We start from the raw sequence: 15,507 nt of genomic DNA on the forward strand, positions 1-15,507 counted from the left end.
ATCTCTCTGGTCGTGAGTAGAACCGAAGACACCCGCCGCACCGGACCCACCGTCGCCTCCGGCGTCGCCGCCCTGGTGTGCGGGTGTCTCTGCGTCTCCCTCACCGCCTGCAGCAGCGGTGGTGCGGACGACGACAACGAGTTCAACCCCGTGAGCGCCAGCACCAGCTCCCCGCAGTTCTCCGCCCCCGGCGCCGAACTGGCCTCCCCGGTCCCCCGCTCCTCGAGCGAGTCCGGCCCCCTGTCCGGGTCCCAGCCCCTGGACGTCCTCCCCGAGGAGGGCACGCGGATGACGGTCAGTGAGGTCCGTGCCGCCAGCCACGGCACGTTCGAACGCGTCGTCATCGAGCTGGACGGTGAGGGGTCCCCCGGCTGGTTCGTCACCACGGACGACGCCCCCACCGCCGACGGCTCCGGCGCCCCGATCGACTACGACGGCGAGACCGCCCTGGTCATCGACGTCCGCGGCCTGGAGATGTCACCGGGCGGCGACGACACGCCGGTCAAGAAGATCGGCACCGAGCTGATCGAGTCCGTCGAGGCGAAGGGCGTCTTCGAGGGGATGCAGCGCATCGTCGTCGGCATCGACGAGGACGACCCGGACTTCACCCTCAACATCCTGGACTCGCCCACCCGCATCGTGGTGGACATCCTCAAGTCCGACTAGTTCACGGCCGCCACGTCGGCGGCGACCCAGGACCTGCCCTCCTTGGGACGGTCCCCGCAGGACGAGACGACCGGGTGGCACGTCCGCGACTCCAGGGTGACGATCCAGGAGCCGGCGTCCCCGGTGACCCGCACGGCAGGAGCGCTTCCCTTGCCGCCCTTGTGTCCCTTGTGTTTCTTGCCGCCGAGCCCGTGGGCCGCGGCAGCCTCCCGCACCGCGTACTCGTAGTCGCGGACGGGCTGGAAGTAGCCCTGCCGGTACAGTGCCTTGAGCTCCTCGCGACGTCCGGCGGCCTTCATCTCGATCCGCTCGGTGATCAGCTCCCCCGCCCGACGCCGCAGGTCCGGGTCGACGGCCGCGTGCGCGGCGGCGTAGGCGTCCTGCTCGGCGTTTTGGGCGACAGGCGCTGCGTCCTGCGTAACGGGAACGGTGTACTTCTCCACGCTCAGCTCACCCAGCCGGGCGGGCGTCCCCCGCGCGGCGAGGAGTTCGGCGACCGCCAGTTCGGCGACCTGGCCGTGGGTGTCGAAGGTGCCGCGCCCGCGGTTGCCGGCGACGGGCACCTCGCCGCGGGCGGCGGTGTCCAGCATCGCCGAGGCGCCGGGGACGTCCAGCCCGCCGAAGGAGTAGTTGTGCGGCAGCAGGATCATCGACGGGGCGAAGCGGTGGCCCTTGGTGTGCGAGGACTCCCAGACGGTCTCGCCGCCGTGCCCGTCCGCCAGCGCCGCGGCCATGGGACGACCCTTCACCGCACAGCAGGTGTCCCGCTTACCGTGGGTGCAGACCAGCAGGAGCGGATGGTCGACCCGGGTGGCGCCGGGCACCGAACCCGGGGTGGACAGGTCCACGTCCAGCAGTCCACGCACCCCACCGGTGACCTCGAGACGTTCGAGGGTGGGCGGTGTCGCCCCGGCGTCGGCGACGAAGACCACGCTCGTGTCCGCCCCACCCGGCTGCCCCGTCTGTCCGCTGCGGCCGGGACGGCGGATGAACTGCAGTTGCGCGTGGTGGCGTTTGAGCCAGCGCTTCACCTCGCCGGCGAGCTCCTTGCCCAGCGCCTCGCCGTCGAGGATGTCCTTGCCCCACCCCTGCGGGTACTCGACGGCGACGATCAGCCGCCCCGTCTTCGCGGTTCCGGGAAGGGGTTCCCGGGTGATGTCGGAACACAGTCCCGACCGGGGGTTCCGTGTGGTGGGCATACCCCTGATCCTAGTACGTCGCCTCGATCCGCCACGACCTCCCACGGCAGACCAGGAGGAACGCCGAGGGCTCGTCGGTGGCGACCTGGAGCCTGGCGTAGCGGCGGGCCGACGCCCCCTGCGACCACCACATCTCGTCCACCGGCCACGGCCCGGCCCACCCGGTCAGCCGGTGGACCCTGCCGCCCCACCGCATCGACACCGGCACCGAGCTCATCAGCCCGCGTCCGGTGACCCACACCTGGGAACCTTCGCCGTCGAGCAGGTGCACGGCGGACGCCGGATGCCCCGGCCCCGGGGCGTTCATCCGGTCCGCCGGCGCCCCGACCAGCGCCGGGAGCGGGGCGGGGAGTTCCCCGTCCCACCGTCCGGTCGTCGTCGCGGTGACCTCCTCGGGGTCCTGCTCCCCGTACGGGACCGTCAGCACCCGCCCGCCGACGGCGCGTCCTCCACGGTGCACCGGACGCAGCACCCCGCGGGTGCCGATCAGCGCCTGGGCGCGCGCGGCGGCGGCGCGGGCCGCGCGGATGCCCACGTCCGGGCCACCCCACAACGCCTCGGCGACGTCGCCGGCGGGCAGGCACTCCACCGGCACCAGGTCGATCGCGGCGATGCCGCCGACCCCGTCCGGGGAGTCCGGCATCTGCGCACGCACACGGGTGAGCCACCCGTCGAGCTGCCAGCGCACCCGCTGGGCCGTGTCGTCCTCCGCCAGGGGCTCCCGGCAACGCCACACGCGCTCCACCGTCACCGGGCCGTCGTAACCGGCGGGCGGATCCAGGTGCGCGCGCACCGCCAGACGCAGACACACCTGCCCCGACTCCGCCAGACGGGCGTGCAGACGCACCGCCGCCTGCCGGGCGAGGAAGGCCGCCGTACCCGTGTCCGACACCGGCTCGTCCGGCTCGACCCGCACCTCCAGCGGGACCACGGTGCGCTCCGGGGACACCGGACGCTCCGGCTCGCCCGAGGCGATACGGTGCCAGCGCACCCCCTCGTCGCCGAACCGTCCGGCCACGTCCGACACGGGCAACGCCGTGAAGTCCGCGAGCGTGCGCACACCCAGCTGGGACAGCACCGCGACCATCGCCTGCGGCGTGCCCAACGACGCCTCCGCCACCAGCACCCGCAACGGCAGGCCCGCCAGGTAGGACGCCGACCCGCCGGACGCCACGCTGCGGCCCTCCCTCGCCGCCCACACCGCGGTGACCACGTCGTCTGCGACGCCCGCCAGGCAGTCCGCGCCCGCACGCGCCGCCGCGTCCACCAGCAGCTCCACCGCCGTCGACTCATCCCCGTAGTACTTCACCAGCGAGGACGCCGAGAACGCCAGCAACCCTGGACGCAGGGTCTCCACACCGGCGGCCACGGACTCCAGCGCCACGAGCACCTCCTCGTGCGCCTCCGCCTCCGCGGCGTCCTCCACCTCACCGACCTGCAACGACGGGCACGTGCCCAGCGCATGACGCTCCCTCATGCCCTGCTGCACCCCCGCCCGACGCGCCGCCGCGTTCGCCGCGTGGATGCGGTGGTTGTCCACCACCGCCGCCGGGGCGAGCAGGTCCCAGCCACGCCGCAGCGCCGCGGTGTACACCGGCCAGTCCGGGAACCACAGGACGACGACCCGACGCGCGCTCACAACGCACGCTCCCGCGGGGCGTCCTGCAGGGCGGGAGCTGCCGTGGCAGCTGTGCCCACTGTGCCGCTGAACGTCCGCGGTGGCTGGCCCTGGCCCCACGCCTGACCAGCCACCGACACACCGCGCACCCGGCCCGACCCCACGCCCAGCCCGGTGACGCCCTCCGTACGCCACGACAGGTGCAGACGCGCACCCGGCCAGGAACGCACACCCGAGCACACCAGCAGCGCACAACTGCTGCGGCGCAGCCGGGCCTCCACCGGACGTGCCGCCGACGGCGACACCGCCGCCGGGGCCGCGTAGACCACCAGGTCCAGGCCCTCGACCAGGGTCCCGAGCACCGCCGAGGCGTGCGGTACGGGGTCCGGCACCAGCACCAGGCGCTCCAGGTCCCCGCCGGCGGCCTCCACCGCCGCCACCGCCAGCCGCGGGTAGCCGACGACCGCCGCACACCCACCGGACGCGGTCAGCGTGGCCAGCACGTCCACCAGGGCGGCGGGGCAGTCGTCCGCCGCGGTGACCGCACCCTGCGGCAGGCCTCCGGCGCCCAGCGAACCGGCCAACCAGTCCGGGACGGTGACGTGGGGCGAGCCGGCAGGAGCGGCAGGTTCGGCAGGTTCGACGACTGCCTTCGTGTCGCCGCCGCTGATCGTCGCGATCCGGCTGCGCAGGTCGGCGACGATGCTCCCCCGGTCCCGTTCCTCCACCGCCCTCACCTCCTCATCCACGACCCTGTTCACGACACCGGAACCCAGACTAGGCGCTGGCCAGGACATGATCGCCCGGGCGCGTTCGGCAATTAGAACATCCATTCTATCCCGTGCCAGCCTATTCGGCCGGCGGGTGACGGTCAAACCCCCTCGTCCGGCTAGCATGGACAGCCATGGCACGCAGCGAGACACCCTCCGGCACCGACCACGTCGACCCCACACCCGTCACCCCACGCGCACTACGCGCGGGCGTCGCAGCCCTCATCGGCGCCGGGGTGGGCGCACTGGCCACGCCGCTGCCCACCGGGGTCCGGGTCGTCCTGATGCTGGTCTTCCTCGCCGCCGGCCTACTCTGCCTGTTCAGCCACCCCTACCGCCACGACGTGCGCGCCGCCGTCGAGGCCCGCGGCGACCGCTACACCACCCGCATCAAGCAGGTCGTCCCCCTCTTCCCCATCTGGCTGGCCCTGATGCTGGTGCCCGGCTTCCAGTTCAACAACTGGGCCATCGCCGTGATCGCCTGGGCCATCGCCGGGGTGTACACCTGGCAGGTCGTCCCCCGCATCGACGGCACCCGTGAGCTCGAGGACCTCGCTAACGCTGCCGACGCTGCCAGAGGAAACAACTGACCCCCTCCCCGTAGAACGGGGAGGGGGTCAGGCCGCGGGGAGTGGACTCACTCCCACTCGATGGTTCCCGGCGGCTTGCTGGTCACGTCCAGCACCACACGGTTGACCTCGGCGACCTCGTTGGTGATCCGCGTCGAGATCCGCTCCAGGGTCTCGTAGGGCACCCGGGTCCAGTCCGCCGTCATGGCGTCCTCACTGGTCACCGGGCGCAGGACGACCGGGTGGCCGTAGGTACGGCCGTCGCCCTGCACACCCACCGAACGCACGTCGGCGAGCAGCACGACCGGGCACTGCCAGATCGTGTTGTCCAGCCCGGCGGCGGTCAGCTCGGCACGCGCGATGGCGTCCGCGGCACGCAGGGTCTCCAGACTGTCCTCGGTGACCTCACCGATGATGCGGATACCCAGGCCCGGCCCGGGGAACGGCTGGCGTCCCACGATGACCTCCGGCAGGCCGAGCTCGCGGCCCACCGCACGGACCTCGTCCTTGAACAGCAGACGCAGCGGCTCGACGAGGGTGAACTCCACGTCGTCCGGCAGACCGCCGACGTTGTGGTGGCTCTTGATGTTCGCCGTGCCCGAACCGCCGCCGGACTCCACGACGTCCGGGTACAGGGTGCCCTGGACCAGGAAGTCCACCGAGGAGCCCTCCGGGGCGTCCTCGAGCACACCGGTGACCGCACGCTCGAAGGAGCGGATGAACTCCGCGCCGATCGCCTTGCGCTTGGCCTCCGGGTCGGTGAGCCCGGACAGCTTGTCCAGGAACGCCGCCCGCTCGTCGAGGGTGACCAGCTTCGCACCGGTCGCCGCGACGAAGTCGTGCTCGACCTGCTCACGCTCGCCGGCACGCAGCAGCCCGTGGTCGACGAAGACACAGGTCAACCGGTCGCCGATGGCCTCCTGCACGATCGCGGCGGCCACGGCGGAGTCCACGCCGCCGGACAGAGCGCAGATGGCACGGCCTTCGGGGCCGACCTGCTCGCACACGGCGGCGACGAGCTGCTCGGCGATGTTGCCCGCCGTCCAGGTGGGTTCCAGACCGGCGACGTCGTACAGGAAGCGGGTCAGCACCTCCTGGCCGTGCGGGGAGTGCTGGACCTCCGGGTGGTACTGGACGCCCGCCATGCGCTTGTCCAGGCACTCGAACGCGGCGACCGGTGCGCCGTCGGAGTGCGCGGTGACGGTGAAGCCCGCCGGGGCCTCGCTCACCGCGTCGCCGTGGCTCATCCACGCCTGGTGGCTGGACTCGAAACCGTTGTGCAGTGAACCGCCGTCGACCGAGATCTCGGTACGGCCGTACTCACGGTCACCGGTGTGCGCGACCGTGCCGCCGAGGGCGTGGGTCATCGCCTGGAAGCCGTAGCAGATGCCGAGGACCGGAACACCCAGCTCCAGCAGTTCCTTCTGCAGGGCGGGGGCACCGTCGGCGTAGACGGAGGACGGGCCGCCGGAGAGGATCAGCGCCGCCGGGTTCTTCGCGGCGACCTCCTCGGCGGACATGGAGTGCGGGACGACCTCGGAGTACAGCCGCGCCTCACGCACGCGGCGTGCGATGAGTTGCGCGTACTGCGCGCCGAAGTCGACGACGAGGACGGGACGGGGACTGTCGGCAGATGCGCCGGACTGCTGCTGATGTGTCACGACGCCAACTCTACCGAACGTCCCACCAGCCGATACCGCCGGTCACCCTGCAGGCCGTGCCGGGAGAGTTCATTCGCCGTTCACCTCCCGAATTCGCCAACCAGGGTGAACCCCATACACTCGACGGCAGTACCCCACGACACGTAGTCGACCAGGAAACGGAGCCCCACGTGCCGGCAGAGGTCACCGACCACCCGTCCGTCGTCCGCGACACCACGGACGACACCACGAACGACACCACAGTTGCAGGTGTGAACCCCGCACCCGCACCGGTGCGCAGTCCCTTCACCCGCCTCGGACTCCACGGGAAACCCCTCGCCTGGGCCAACTGGATCGGGGTGGCGCTGGGCATCTACCTGCTGATCACCGCGGTCTCCGTGGTCGGCGACGGGTTCAAGGCAGCGACCGGCGGCCAGGCGGAGGAGCTCTTCGCCTTCGCGTCCAACCCGCTGGTCGCCCTGATGATCGGGCTGCTGGCCACCGCGCTGATCCAGTCGTCCACCACGGTCACCGCCATCATCGTCGGACTCTGCGCCGGTGGACTGCCCATGGCCACCGCCATCCCCATGCTCATCGGGGCGAACGTGGGGACCACGATCACCAGCACCCTGGTCAGCCTGGGCATGGTCCGCGACCGCGAGTCCTTCCGCCGCGCCTTCGCCGCCGCGTCCATCCACGACTGCTACAACCTGCTCGCCGTGGTGATCTTCCTCCCCCTCGAACTCGCCTTCGGCATCCTCGAGAAGTCCTCCGGCTGGCTCTCCCACCAGATGGCCGGCAGTGACGGTGGCATCCTGGCCACCGTCTTCGGCGGTCTCGGCGACGCCGTGACCGGCGTGACCGAGCCCCTGGGCGACGCGATCGTCGCGGCGTCCGGCGTCCTCCCCGGCCCGTGGGACGGCATCCTGCTCATCCTGGTCGGCATCGCGCTGATCCTCGGGGTGATCAGCGTGATCGGGACGCTGCTCAAGGTCGTCATGGTCGGACGCGCCGAGAAGGTGCTGCACACCGCCATCGGACGCGGTCCGGTCTCCGGCATCGCCTCCGGCACGCTGATCACCGTGATGGTCCAGTCCTCCTCGACCACGACCTCCCTGATCGTCCCCCTCGCCGGGTCCGGCACCTTCTCCCTGCGGCAGGTCTACCCGTTCACCCTCGGTGCCAACGTGGGCACCACGCTGACCGCCCTCATCGCCGCCTTCGCCTTCAGCGGCCCCGAGGCCGAACTCGCCCTGCAGGCCGCGCTCGTGCACGTGCTCTACAACGTCTTCGCCCTGCTGGTGATCTACGGACTGCCCTTCCTGCGGTGGATCCCGCTGGCCGGGGCGAACACGCTGGCGCGCCTCGGTGCGCGCAACAAGCTCTACGTGGCCGGCTGGGTCATCGGCATGTTCCTCGTGCTGCCGGCCACGCTGATCCTGCTCACCGTGCTGCTCTAGAACACCAAAAACCCCGCGCGGTCGTCGGTCCGAGAGATCCGGACCACCAACCGCGCGGGGTTTTGAGGGAGGGCGCGCGTCAGCGCACGGCCAGCGGCACCTTCTGGAAGCTCTTCAGGTCGGTGTAGCCGCACTTGGCCATGGAACGGCGCAGCCCGCCGACCAGGTTCTCCTCACCGTAGGGGTTGTCCGTGGGACCGAACAGCAGCTTCTCCAGCGGCAGGGTCTCGCGGGCGCCGAAGGCACCGAACACGCCCTCGGCCTCGCCACGCGGCAGGCTCGGGTGCGCGGCGACGGACGGCCAGAAGTGGCCGCGTCCGCCGGAGTTGTCCGCCATCGCCAGGGGCGCACCCAGGGAGACGGCGTCCGCACCGCAGGCGATGGCCTTGGCGATGTCGCCGGAGTACTCCATGTGGGAGTCGGCGATGACGTGCACGTAGCGTCCACCGGTCTCGTCCAGGTAGTCCAGACGGGCGGCCGCGGCGTCCGCCACGGCGGAGGCCATGGGCACGTCGATGCCCAGGGCCTGGCTGTTCGTGGTGGTGCCGGAGCCCACGATCACGCCGGCGGCACCGGTACGCATCAGGTGCATGGCGGTGGTGTAGTCCACCACGCCACCGGCGATGACGGGCACGTCGATCGAACCGATGAACTCCTTGAGGTTCAGCGGCTCACCGTTGGAGTACACGTGCTCGGCGGAGACCAGGGTGCCCTGGATGACCAGCAGGTCGATACCGGCCTTGATCAGGTCCGGGGCGAAGTCGCGGGCGTTCTGCGGGGAGACGCGCACACCGAAGGTCACCCCGGACTCGCGCACCTCGGCCAGCCGCTCGGCCAGCAGCCCGCGGTCCAGCGGCGCGGCGTGCAGTTCCTGCAGCACGCGCTGGGCGGCGTTGTCCGAGGCCGGCAGGCCCAGCGGGTCGGAGTCGCCGGCGGCGGCACGAACCTTCTCCAGGGCACCGTCGAGGTCGCGGTGGCGTCCCCACAGGCCCTCGGCGTTGATGACGGGCAGACCGCCGAGGCGGCCGAACTCCACGGCGAACTCCGGGGTCACCACGGCGTCCGAGGGGTGCGCCATGAACGGGATGTCGAAACGGTAGGCGTCGATGCGCCACGTGGTGTCCACGTCGTGCGAGGAGCGCGTGCGGCGCGAGGGCACGATGTTGATCTGGTCGAATCCCACGACCCGGCGGGCCGTGCGGCCCATCCCGATGTTCACCTGTTCCTGCATGGCTGAGACCGTTTCCTAACGCTGGTAGTAGTTCGGGGCTTCGACGGTCATCTGGATGTCGTGCGGGTGCGACTCGCGCAGGCCCGCGCCGGTGATCCGGACGAAGTGGGCGTCGTTGAGCTCGGCGACGTTGCGCGAGCCGGTGTAGCCCATCGCGGCGCGCAGGCCACCGACCATCTGGTAGATGATGGAGTCCACGTTGCCGCGGAAGGGGATGCGCCCCTCGATGCCCTCCGGCACCAGCTTCTCCTCGCTGGTGACGTCCGCCTGGAAGTAGCGGTCCTTGGAGTAGGAGCGCTGCTCGCCGTGCAGGCCACGGCCCTTCATCGCCCCGAGGGAGCCCATGCCGCGGTACATCTTGTACTGCTTTCCGTTGATCACGGTGATCTCACCGGGGGCCTCGCTGGTGCCCGCGAGCAGGGAGCCCAGCATCACGGAGGACGCACCGGCGGCCAGCGCCTTGGCGATGTCGCCGGAGTACTGCATGCCGCCGTCGGCGATGATCGGCACGCCGGCCTTGCGGGCGGGCACGGCCGCCTCGAGGATGGCGGTGATCTGCGGGGCGCCCACGCCGGCGACGACGCGGGTGGTGCAGATCGAGCCCGGGCCGATGCCGACCTTGAGGGCGTCCGCCCCCGCCTCGATCATGGCCTCGGCCGCGCTGCGGGTGGCGAGGTTGCCGCCGATGACGTCGACGCGGTCGCCGAACTCCTTCTTCACCCGCGAGACCATCTCCAGCACGCCGGTGTTGTGGGCGTGGGCGGTGTCGACGACCAGGGCGTCCACCCCCACGTCGACCAGGGCGCCGGCCCGACGCCAGGAGTCCTCACCGGTGCCGATCGACGCGCCGGCGAGGAGACGGCCCGACGCGTCCTTCGCGGCGTTGGGGAACTTCTCGCGCTTGGCGAAGTCCTTCACCGTGATCAGCCCGGTGAGCACACCCTCGCCGTCGACGATGGGCAGCTTCTCCACCTTGTTCTCGCGCAGCAGGCGCAGGGCGGCGTCCGCCGAGACACCCTTCTCCGCGACGACGAGCGGCATGGGGGTCATGACGTCGACGACCTTGGCGGAGAAGTCCTCCTCGAAGCGCATGTCACGGTTGGTGCAGATGCCGACCAGGTGTCCGGTGGCGTCCACCACGGGCAGCCCGGAGATCCGGTAGCGGGCGCACATGTCGTCGACCTCGCCGATGGTCATCTCCGGCGAGCAGGTCACCGGGTCGGTGACCATGCCGGCCTCGCTGCGCTTCACGATCTCGACCTGCTCGGCCTGGTCCTCGATGGACAGGTTGCGGTGCAGCACACCCATACCGCCCTGGCGGGCCATGCCGATGGCCATGCGGGCCTCGGTGACGGTGTCCATCGCCGCGGAGATCACCGGGACGTTGAGGGTGATGTTGCGGGTCAGCTGCGTGGTCGTCGCCACGTCGGAGGGGATGATGTCGGACGCCGCGGGGAGAAGCAGGACGTCGTCGAAGGTCAGACCGACCAGCTCCACCTTCCTCGGGTCGTCGCCACCAGTGGTCACAAGCTGGGCATCGGTCATGCCGGTCAGGCCTCCTGCATCCTTCATTCCACGTCACTGTCGTCGGGTTGTACCAGACAGGATAGCCTGTCTGCCCCCATGGTCCGCCATCCGCACCCGGTGTGCGACCGGTCCCCTGGCATGGTTCCCCTCACCGTCGGCAACAGGTACGATCATGTGCGTGGACTTCGACGATTCCCTGATGCCCCCGGACCCGTTCGCCGGCGACCCGGAGGACCCGGCCGCCCTGTTCGACGAGGAGCTGGACGAACCCCTCTCCGACGAGGAGCGTGGGGCGCTGCGTGAGGATCTGGCGAATGTCCGTCGTTTCCGTGAGCTGCTGGAACCCCGGGGCATCCTGGGTGTGACCATGACCTGCGACGACTGCCAGGAGCTGCACTACTACGACTGGCCGATCCTGGTGTCGAACCTGTCGACGATGCTGAACGACGGCCCCGTGCCCGTGCACGAGCCCGGTGCGGACCCCGACCCCGACTTCTACGTCCCCTGGGACTACTGCGCCGGTTACGCCGACGCCGCCGACTGGCTGAGCCGCGGCCCGCGCACCTTCCGCCGCTGGGGCCGCTGAGTCCGAGCCGCCCGACCTATTCGGTCGGTTCGGTCTCCGCGTCGTCACGCTGCGCCTTGGGCGCGGTCGTCGGCGTCGTCGAACTGCTCGACGTGCTCGACCTGGTGGTGCCGGACGGTTTCACCGGGGACGCGGCACGTCCCTGCGGTTCGGCGAGGAGCATCGCCCCGCCGTCGGCGGGTGCCTCCGTCTGGACGTCGGACGCCTCGGCGTCGCCGCCGTCACCGTCCTGCGCGCCGTCACCGGTGGTGTCGGTCTGGTCGCCGGACTGCGCCTCGTCACTGCTGCCCGGATCGGCGAGGACCATGCCGCCGGAGTCCGCGTCACCGCCGTTGCCGGCCTCGCCGCCCTCGCTCTCGGCCGGGGCGGAACTCCCGGCACCCTCGGAGTCGTCCGTGGCGCCCTGCCCGTCACGAGGGGAACCGTCACGGTCGGGGGCCTCGGAGGCCGCACCCTGACCGCCGGTGGAACCGTCACCGGAACCGGCGGACTCGGCGACGACGGAATCCGAGCCACCGGAGTTGCCGGTGGTCAACGCGCCCACGGTGAACCCGCCGACGACGAGGGCCGCGGCGACACCGCTGCCCACCACCAGCGAGGTCAGGGAGATCCCGCCCAGGGCGGCCACTCCCCCGGCACGACGCATCGCGCGGCGACGGCGACGACCCGCCAGGGAGGTCACCGGCGCGGAGTCGACGTCGGCGACGACCGGGGCGGCGGGGATGTCACGGTCGGTCTCGGCACGGGCGTCGGCGAGCAGACGCAGGAGCGGGTCGGCACCGGTACCACCCTCCGGTTCCCGGCCCGCCGCCAGGGCGTCCAGCATCCGGTCGGTGGCGCGCACGGCGTCGGCGTCGGCACCCTCGGTACCGTCGCCGTCGAAACCCCGTGGGTCCCACCTGTGCTCGTCCATCATTCCGTCCTCGAATTCTCACGGGACTCCAGGGTCTCCCGCATCTTGGCCAGCGCCCGGAACTGGGCGACCCGGACAGCACCGGCGGTGGAGCCGACGATCTCTGCGGTCTCCTCGGCGGAGTACCCGCCGAAGACCCTGAGAGTCACGATATGCCGTGCCTTCTCACTGAGCGTATCGAGCAGTTGTGCGACTTCGTTACAGGAACTCACATCCAACGCCACGGTTTCCGGCGTACTCGTCACGACCTCCTGGTCCGGCACCTCATCGGTGGGAACCGCGAGGTCACGGGACTGTGAACGCCGTGCATCGACGATCTTGTTCGCCGCGATCCGGTAGACGAAGGCCATGAACGGCTTGCCCTGGTCCTCGTAACCGGGTATGGCACGCGCCACGGCCAGACAGATCTCCTGCGCCAGGTCCTCCGGGGTGGGGTACTTCGTGGACGGCACACGGGCACGGCAGTAGCGCACGACGGGCGGGTGGATGAGGTCGATGATGCGCTGGAGCGCCCGCCCGTCCCCCTCCACTGCGGAGGGGACGAGCCGGGGCAGGGCCTCGTCGATGTCGTCAGTCGCTGTCATAGTCCTCGGGAAAACACGGTCGCGGCAGGGTGCTGGTCGTCACGGGAACTGTCCCTGCCTGTGGGCTGAAATTACCACAGCAAACCATCCACCCGGGACTCACCCGGGAGGGTACCTCTGCAGAGGGCGCCGCAGAGGGTGTCACAGCGGGGGCCGAAAATGTCACATGCCGAACAGCTCGCGGACACCTGTTGTTCACATCGACGGGACAGGGTGGGAGTCACTGGAGAACACCCCAGACGATCCACCCTCACGATGTACAGGAGAAGAACCCATGCCGCAGACGAGCGACCTCCCGGGCCCCGCGACCACCTTCTGGGACTGGCAACTGCACGGTTCCTGCCGTGGGGCCGAGTCCGCCGTCTTCTTCCACCCCGACGGGGAGCGCGGACGTGCGCGCTCGCTGCGTGAGCACCGCGCCAAGGCGATCTGCAACGAGTGCCCGGTGCTGGCCCAGTGCAAGGAGCATGCCCTGAACGTGGGCGAGGTCTACGGGATCTGGGGCGGCATGGGCGAGTCGGAACGGGCTGCCGCGCAGAACGGGCGTCCCCGCCGCGTGAAACGCACGCCGCGCCGCCTGGCGTCCTGACGCACGGGAAGACCCCCGCCTCCCCACGGTCCTCGGGACCGTCGGGGTGGCGGGGGTCCTGCGTGCCCCGAGGGGCACACACCGACCTTAGTGGTGGTGGTGTCCGTGGCCGGCGGCGGCAGCGGCCGCCACGGCGGGCTTGTCGACGACGGCGGTCTCGGTGGTCAGCACCATGCGTGCCACCGAGGTCGCGTTGACGACGGCGGAGTGGGTGACCTTGACCGGGTCGATGATCCCCTGCTCCAGCAGGTTGCCGTAGACACCGGTGGCGGCGTTGTAGCCCTCACCGTTGGCGCGCTCGGCGATCTTGGAGACCACGACGGCCCCGTCGAGGCCGGCGTTGTCGGCGATCCAGTACGCCGGACGGCGCAGTGCGCGGGCCAGGGCCTTCACGCCCACGGCCTTGTCGCCCTCGAACTCGGCGGCGAACTCGTCGAGCTCGGCGGCGATCTGCACCAGGACGGAACCGCCACCGGCGATCACGCCCTCCTGCGCGGCGGCACGGGCGGCGTTGATGGCGTCCTCGACGCGCAGCTTGCGCTCGTTGACCTCGGTCTCGGTGGCGCCACCGGCACGGATGACGGCGACACCCCCGGACAGCTTCGCCAGACGCTCCTCGAGCTTCTCCCGGTCCCAGGTGGAGTCGGTGCGCTCGATGTCGGAACGGATCTGGTTGCGGCGGGTGTCGAGGTCCTCGGCGGTGCCGGCACCGTCGACGATGACCGTCTCGTCCTTGGTGACCGTGATGCGGCGGGCGGTGCCCAGCTGCTCCAGGGTCGTCTCGGAGAGGTTCTGGCCGACCTCCTTGTCCACCACGGTGGCGCCGGTGACGACGGCGAGGTCGTCCATGAACGCCTTGCGGCGGTCACCGAAGTACGGGGACTTCACGGCCACGGCCTTGATGGACTTGCGGATGGAGTTGACGACGAGCATCTGCAGCGGCTCGCCGTCGACGTCCTCGGCCACGATGAACAGTTCCTTGCCGGCCTTCGCGATCTGCTCCAACAGGGGCAGGAAGTCGGGCAGGGAGCTGATCTTGTCGCGCACCAGCAGGATCGCCGGGTTCTCCAGGACGGCCTGGGCCGACTCCTCCTCGGTGACGAAGTACGGCGAGAGGTAGCCCTTGTCGAAGGAGACGCCCTCGGTGACCACGAGCTCGTCGACCAGGGACTGGGACTCCTCGACGGTCAGGACGCCGTCCTTGCCGACCTTCTCCATGGCCTCGGCGACCTTGGCGCCGATGCCCTCGTCACGCGAGGAGACGGTGGCCACGTTGGCGATCGCGGCGGAGTCGGCGACCGGCTCCGCGCGCTGCTGCAGCGCCTCGATGACCTTCTCCGCGGCGACGGCGATGCCCTCGTTGACGGCGATGGGGTTGCCACCGGCGGCGACGATGCGCATGCCTTCGTTGATCAGCGCCTGGGCGAGCAGGGTGGCGGTGGTGGTGCCGTCACCGGCGATGTCGTTGGTCTTCACGGCCACCGACTTCACCAGCTGCGCACCGAGGTTCTCGAAGGGGTCCTCGAGGTCGATGTCGCGGGCGATGGTGACACCGTCGTTGGTCACGGTCGGACCGCCGAAGGCCTTGTCCAGGACCACGTTACGGCCCTTGGGGCCGAGGGTGACGCGAACCGAGTCCGCCAGCGTGTCCACACCGCGCTGGAGGCCCTTGCGGGCCTCCTCGTCGAATGCGATGAGTTTAGCCATGCGTCACCGACCTACTTCGCGGAGTCGACGACGGCGAGGATGTCGCGCTGGTTGAGCAGCAGGAACTCTTCCCCGTCGTACTTGAGCTCGGTGCCGCCGTAGCGGGAGAACACGACCGTGTCGCCCTCGGCGACGTCCATCGGGACGCGGGCGTCGTCGTTCCAACGGCCCGGGCCGACGGCCACGACGGTGGCCTCCTGCGGCTTCTCCTTGGCGGAGTCCGGGATGACCAGACCGGATGCGGTCGTGGTCTCGGCCTCGACGATCTGGACGAGGACGCGGTCCTCGAGCGGCTTGATGTTGACGTTAGCCACGTTGAATACCTCCGTGTTTGCGTACATGCAGTGATCCGAATTGTCTTGTCTTCCGGTTGGTATATCCTGCACAGCCGTCGTCGCGGGTGAACAACTGTGTGTCACACAACCACTTGGCACTCTACCCTGCCAAG

Annotated in this window: 15 protein-coding genes; 5 read left to right on the forward strand and 10 right to left on the reverse strand. The window is 70.6% G+C overall.

The annotated features are described in order from the left end of the window. The first annotated feature begins 12 nt into the window (after nucleotides 1-12). On the forward strand, nucleotides 13-666 hold the full coding sequence (locus ACT3UN_RS05755; protein WP_444656690.1) for an AMIN-like domain-containing (lipo)protein: 654 nt from the start codon (nucleotides 13-15) through the stop codon (nucleotides 664-666). Here the strand turns inward: ACT3UN_RS05755 and ACT3UN_RS05760 are convergent. Genes ACT3UN_RS05760 through ACT3UN_RS05770 form a run of 3 tightly spaced genes read right to left on the reverse strand, consistent with a single transcriptional unit; the run spans nucleotide 663 to nucleotide 4,244 of the window. Continuing rightward, nucleotides 663-1,865 (reverse strand): sucrase ferredoxin, encoded by a 1,203-nt coding sequence (locus tag ACT3UN_RS05760; RefSeq protein ID WP_444656692.1) that lies wholly within the window; start codon nucleotides 1,863-1,865, stop codon nucleotides 663-665. The two genes, ACT3UN_RS05755 and ACT3UN_RS05760, sit on opposite strands and share 4 nt — an antisense overlap. 10 nt (nucleotides 1,866-1,875) lie before the next feature. Next, nucleotides 1,876-3,504 (reverse strand): Y-family DNA polymerase, encoded by a 1,629-nt coding sequence (locus ACT3UN_RS05765; RefSeq protein ID WP_444656694.1) that lies wholly within the window; start codon nucleotides 3,502-3,504, stop codon nucleotides 1,876-1,878. Further along, complete coding sequence (locus ACT3UN_RS05770; protein WP_444656696.1) at nucleotides 3,501-4,244, reverse strand: hypothetical protein; 744 nt, start codon at nucleotides 4,242-4,244, stop codon at nucleotides 3,501-3,503. The genes ACT3UN_RS05765 and ACT3UN_RS05770 overlap by 4 nt, the downstream gene beginning before the upstream one ends. 143 nt (nucleotides 4,245-4,387) lie before the next feature. Here ACT3UN_RS05770 and ACT3UN_RS05775 point away from each other — a divergent pair, with 143 nt between their 5' ends. Beyond that, nucleotides 4,388-4,843, forward strand: coding sequence for a hypothetical protein (locus tag ACT3UN_RS05775; RefSeq protein WP_444656698.1), 456 nt, complete (start codon nucleotides 4,388-4,390; stop codon nucleotides 4,841-4,843). Nucleotides 4,844-4,890: 47 nt separating this feature from the next. On the opposite strand, the gene guaA is transcribed toward ACT3UN_RS05775, so the two are convergent. Beyond that, complete coding sequence (guaA, locus tag ACT3UN_RS05780; protein WP_444656700.1) at nucleotides 4,891-6,483, reverse strand: glutamine-hydrolyzing GMP synthase; 1,593 nt, start codon at nucleotides 6,481-6,483, stop codon at nucleotides 4,891-4,893. Between the two features lie 170 nt (nucleotides 6,484-6,653). Between guaA and ACT3UN_RS05785 the strand changes: the two genes are divergently transcribed. Next, nucleotides 6,654-7,922, forward strand: coding sequence for a Na/Pi symporter (locus ACT3UN_RS05785; RefSeq protein WP_444656702.1), 1,269 nt, complete (start codon nucleotides 6,654-6,656; stop codon nucleotides 7,920-7,922). Between the two features lie 79 nt (nucleotides 7,923-8,001). Here ACT3UN_RS05785 and ACT3UN_RS05790 read toward each other — a convergent pair whose 3' ends face one another. Further along, nucleotides 8,002-9,153 (reverse strand): GuaB3 family IMP dehydrogenase-related protein, encoded by a 1,152-nt coding sequence (locus tag ACT3UN_RS05790; protein ID WP_301442924.1) that lies wholly within the window; start codon nucleotides 9,151-9,153, stop codon nucleotides 8,002-8,004. 15 nt (nucleotides 9,154-9,168) lie between these two features. After that, nucleotides 9,169-10,698 carry an IMP dehydrogenase gene (gene guaB, locus ACT3UN_RS05795; protein WP_444656789.1) on the reverse strand — a complete coding sequence of 510 codons (1,530 nt, stop codon included), beginning with the start codon at nucleotides 10,696-10,698 and terminating at the stop codon, nucleotides 9,169-9,171. Nucleotides 10,699-10,852: 154 nt separating this feature from the next. Here guaB and ACT3UN_RS05800 point away from each other — a divergent pair, with 154 nt between their 5' ends. After that, complete coding sequence (locus tag ACT3UN_RS05800) at nucleotides 10,853-11,266, forward strand: DUF5319 domain-containing protein (protein WP_301442925.1); 414 nt, start codon at nucleotides 10,853-10,855, stop codon at nucleotides 11,264-11,266. A gap of 16 nt (nucleotides 11,267-11,282) precedes the next feature. On the opposite strand, the gene ACT3UN_RS05805 is transcribed toward ACT3UN_RS05800, so the two are convergent. Together ACT3UN_RS05805 and ACT3UN_RS05810 are read right to left on the reverse strand one after the other, a co-directional pair. Further along, nucleotides 11,283-12,179 (reverse strand): hypothetical protein, encoded by an 897-nt coding sequence (locus ACT3UN_RS05805; protein WP_441579097.1) that lies wholly within the window; start codon nucleotides 12,177-12,179, stop codon nucleotides 11,283-11,285. Beyond that, on the reverse strand, nucleotides 12,179-12,763 hold the full coding sequence (locus ACT3UN_RS05810; RefSeq protein WP_301444128.1) for a sigma-70 family RNA polymerase sigma factor: 585 nt from the start codon (nucleotides 12,761-12,763) through the stop codon (nucleotides 12,179-12,181). Before ACT3UN_RS05810 ends, ACT3UN_RS05805 begins: the two co-directional genes overlap by 1 nt. A gap of 274 nt (nucleotides 12,764-13,037) precedes the next feature. Between ACT3UN_RS05810 and ACT3UN_RS05815 the strand changes: the two genes are divergently transcribed. Further along, nucleotides 13,038-13,352, forward strand: coding sequence for a WhiB family transcriptional regulator (locus tag ACT3UN_RS05815; protein WP_301444129.1), 315 nt, complete (start codon nucleotides 13,038-13,040; stop codon nucleotides 13,350-13,352). Between the two features lie 87 nt (nucleotides 13,353-13,439). On the opposite strand, the gene groL is transcribed toward ACT3UN_RS05815, so the two are convergent. Both groL and groES read right to left on the reverse strand, forming a co-directional pair. Beyond that, nucleotides 13,440-15,059 (reverse strand): chaperonin GroEL, encoded by a 1,620-nt coding sequence (gene groL, locus ACT3UN_RS05820; protein WP_441582313.1) that lies wholly within the window; start codon nucleotides 15,057-15,059, stop codon nucleotides 13,440-13,442. Nucleotides 15,060-15,070: 11 nt separating this feature from the next. Beyond that, nucleotides 15,071-15,373: a co-chaperone GroES gene (groES, locus tag ACT3UN_RS05825; RefSeq protein WP_301442640.1), complete on the reverse strand. Its 303-nt coding sequence runs from the start codon at nucleotides 15,371-15,373 to the stop codon at nucleotides 15,071-15,073. Between the last annotated feature and the right edge of the window lie 134 nt (nucleotides 15,374-15,507).

Origin of the sequence: Corynebacterium sp. AOP12-C2-36, from assembly GCF_052379185.1 — a bacterium.
Lineage (GTDB): Bacteria > Actinomycetota > Actinomycetes > Mycobacteriales > Mycobacteriaceae > Corynebacterium.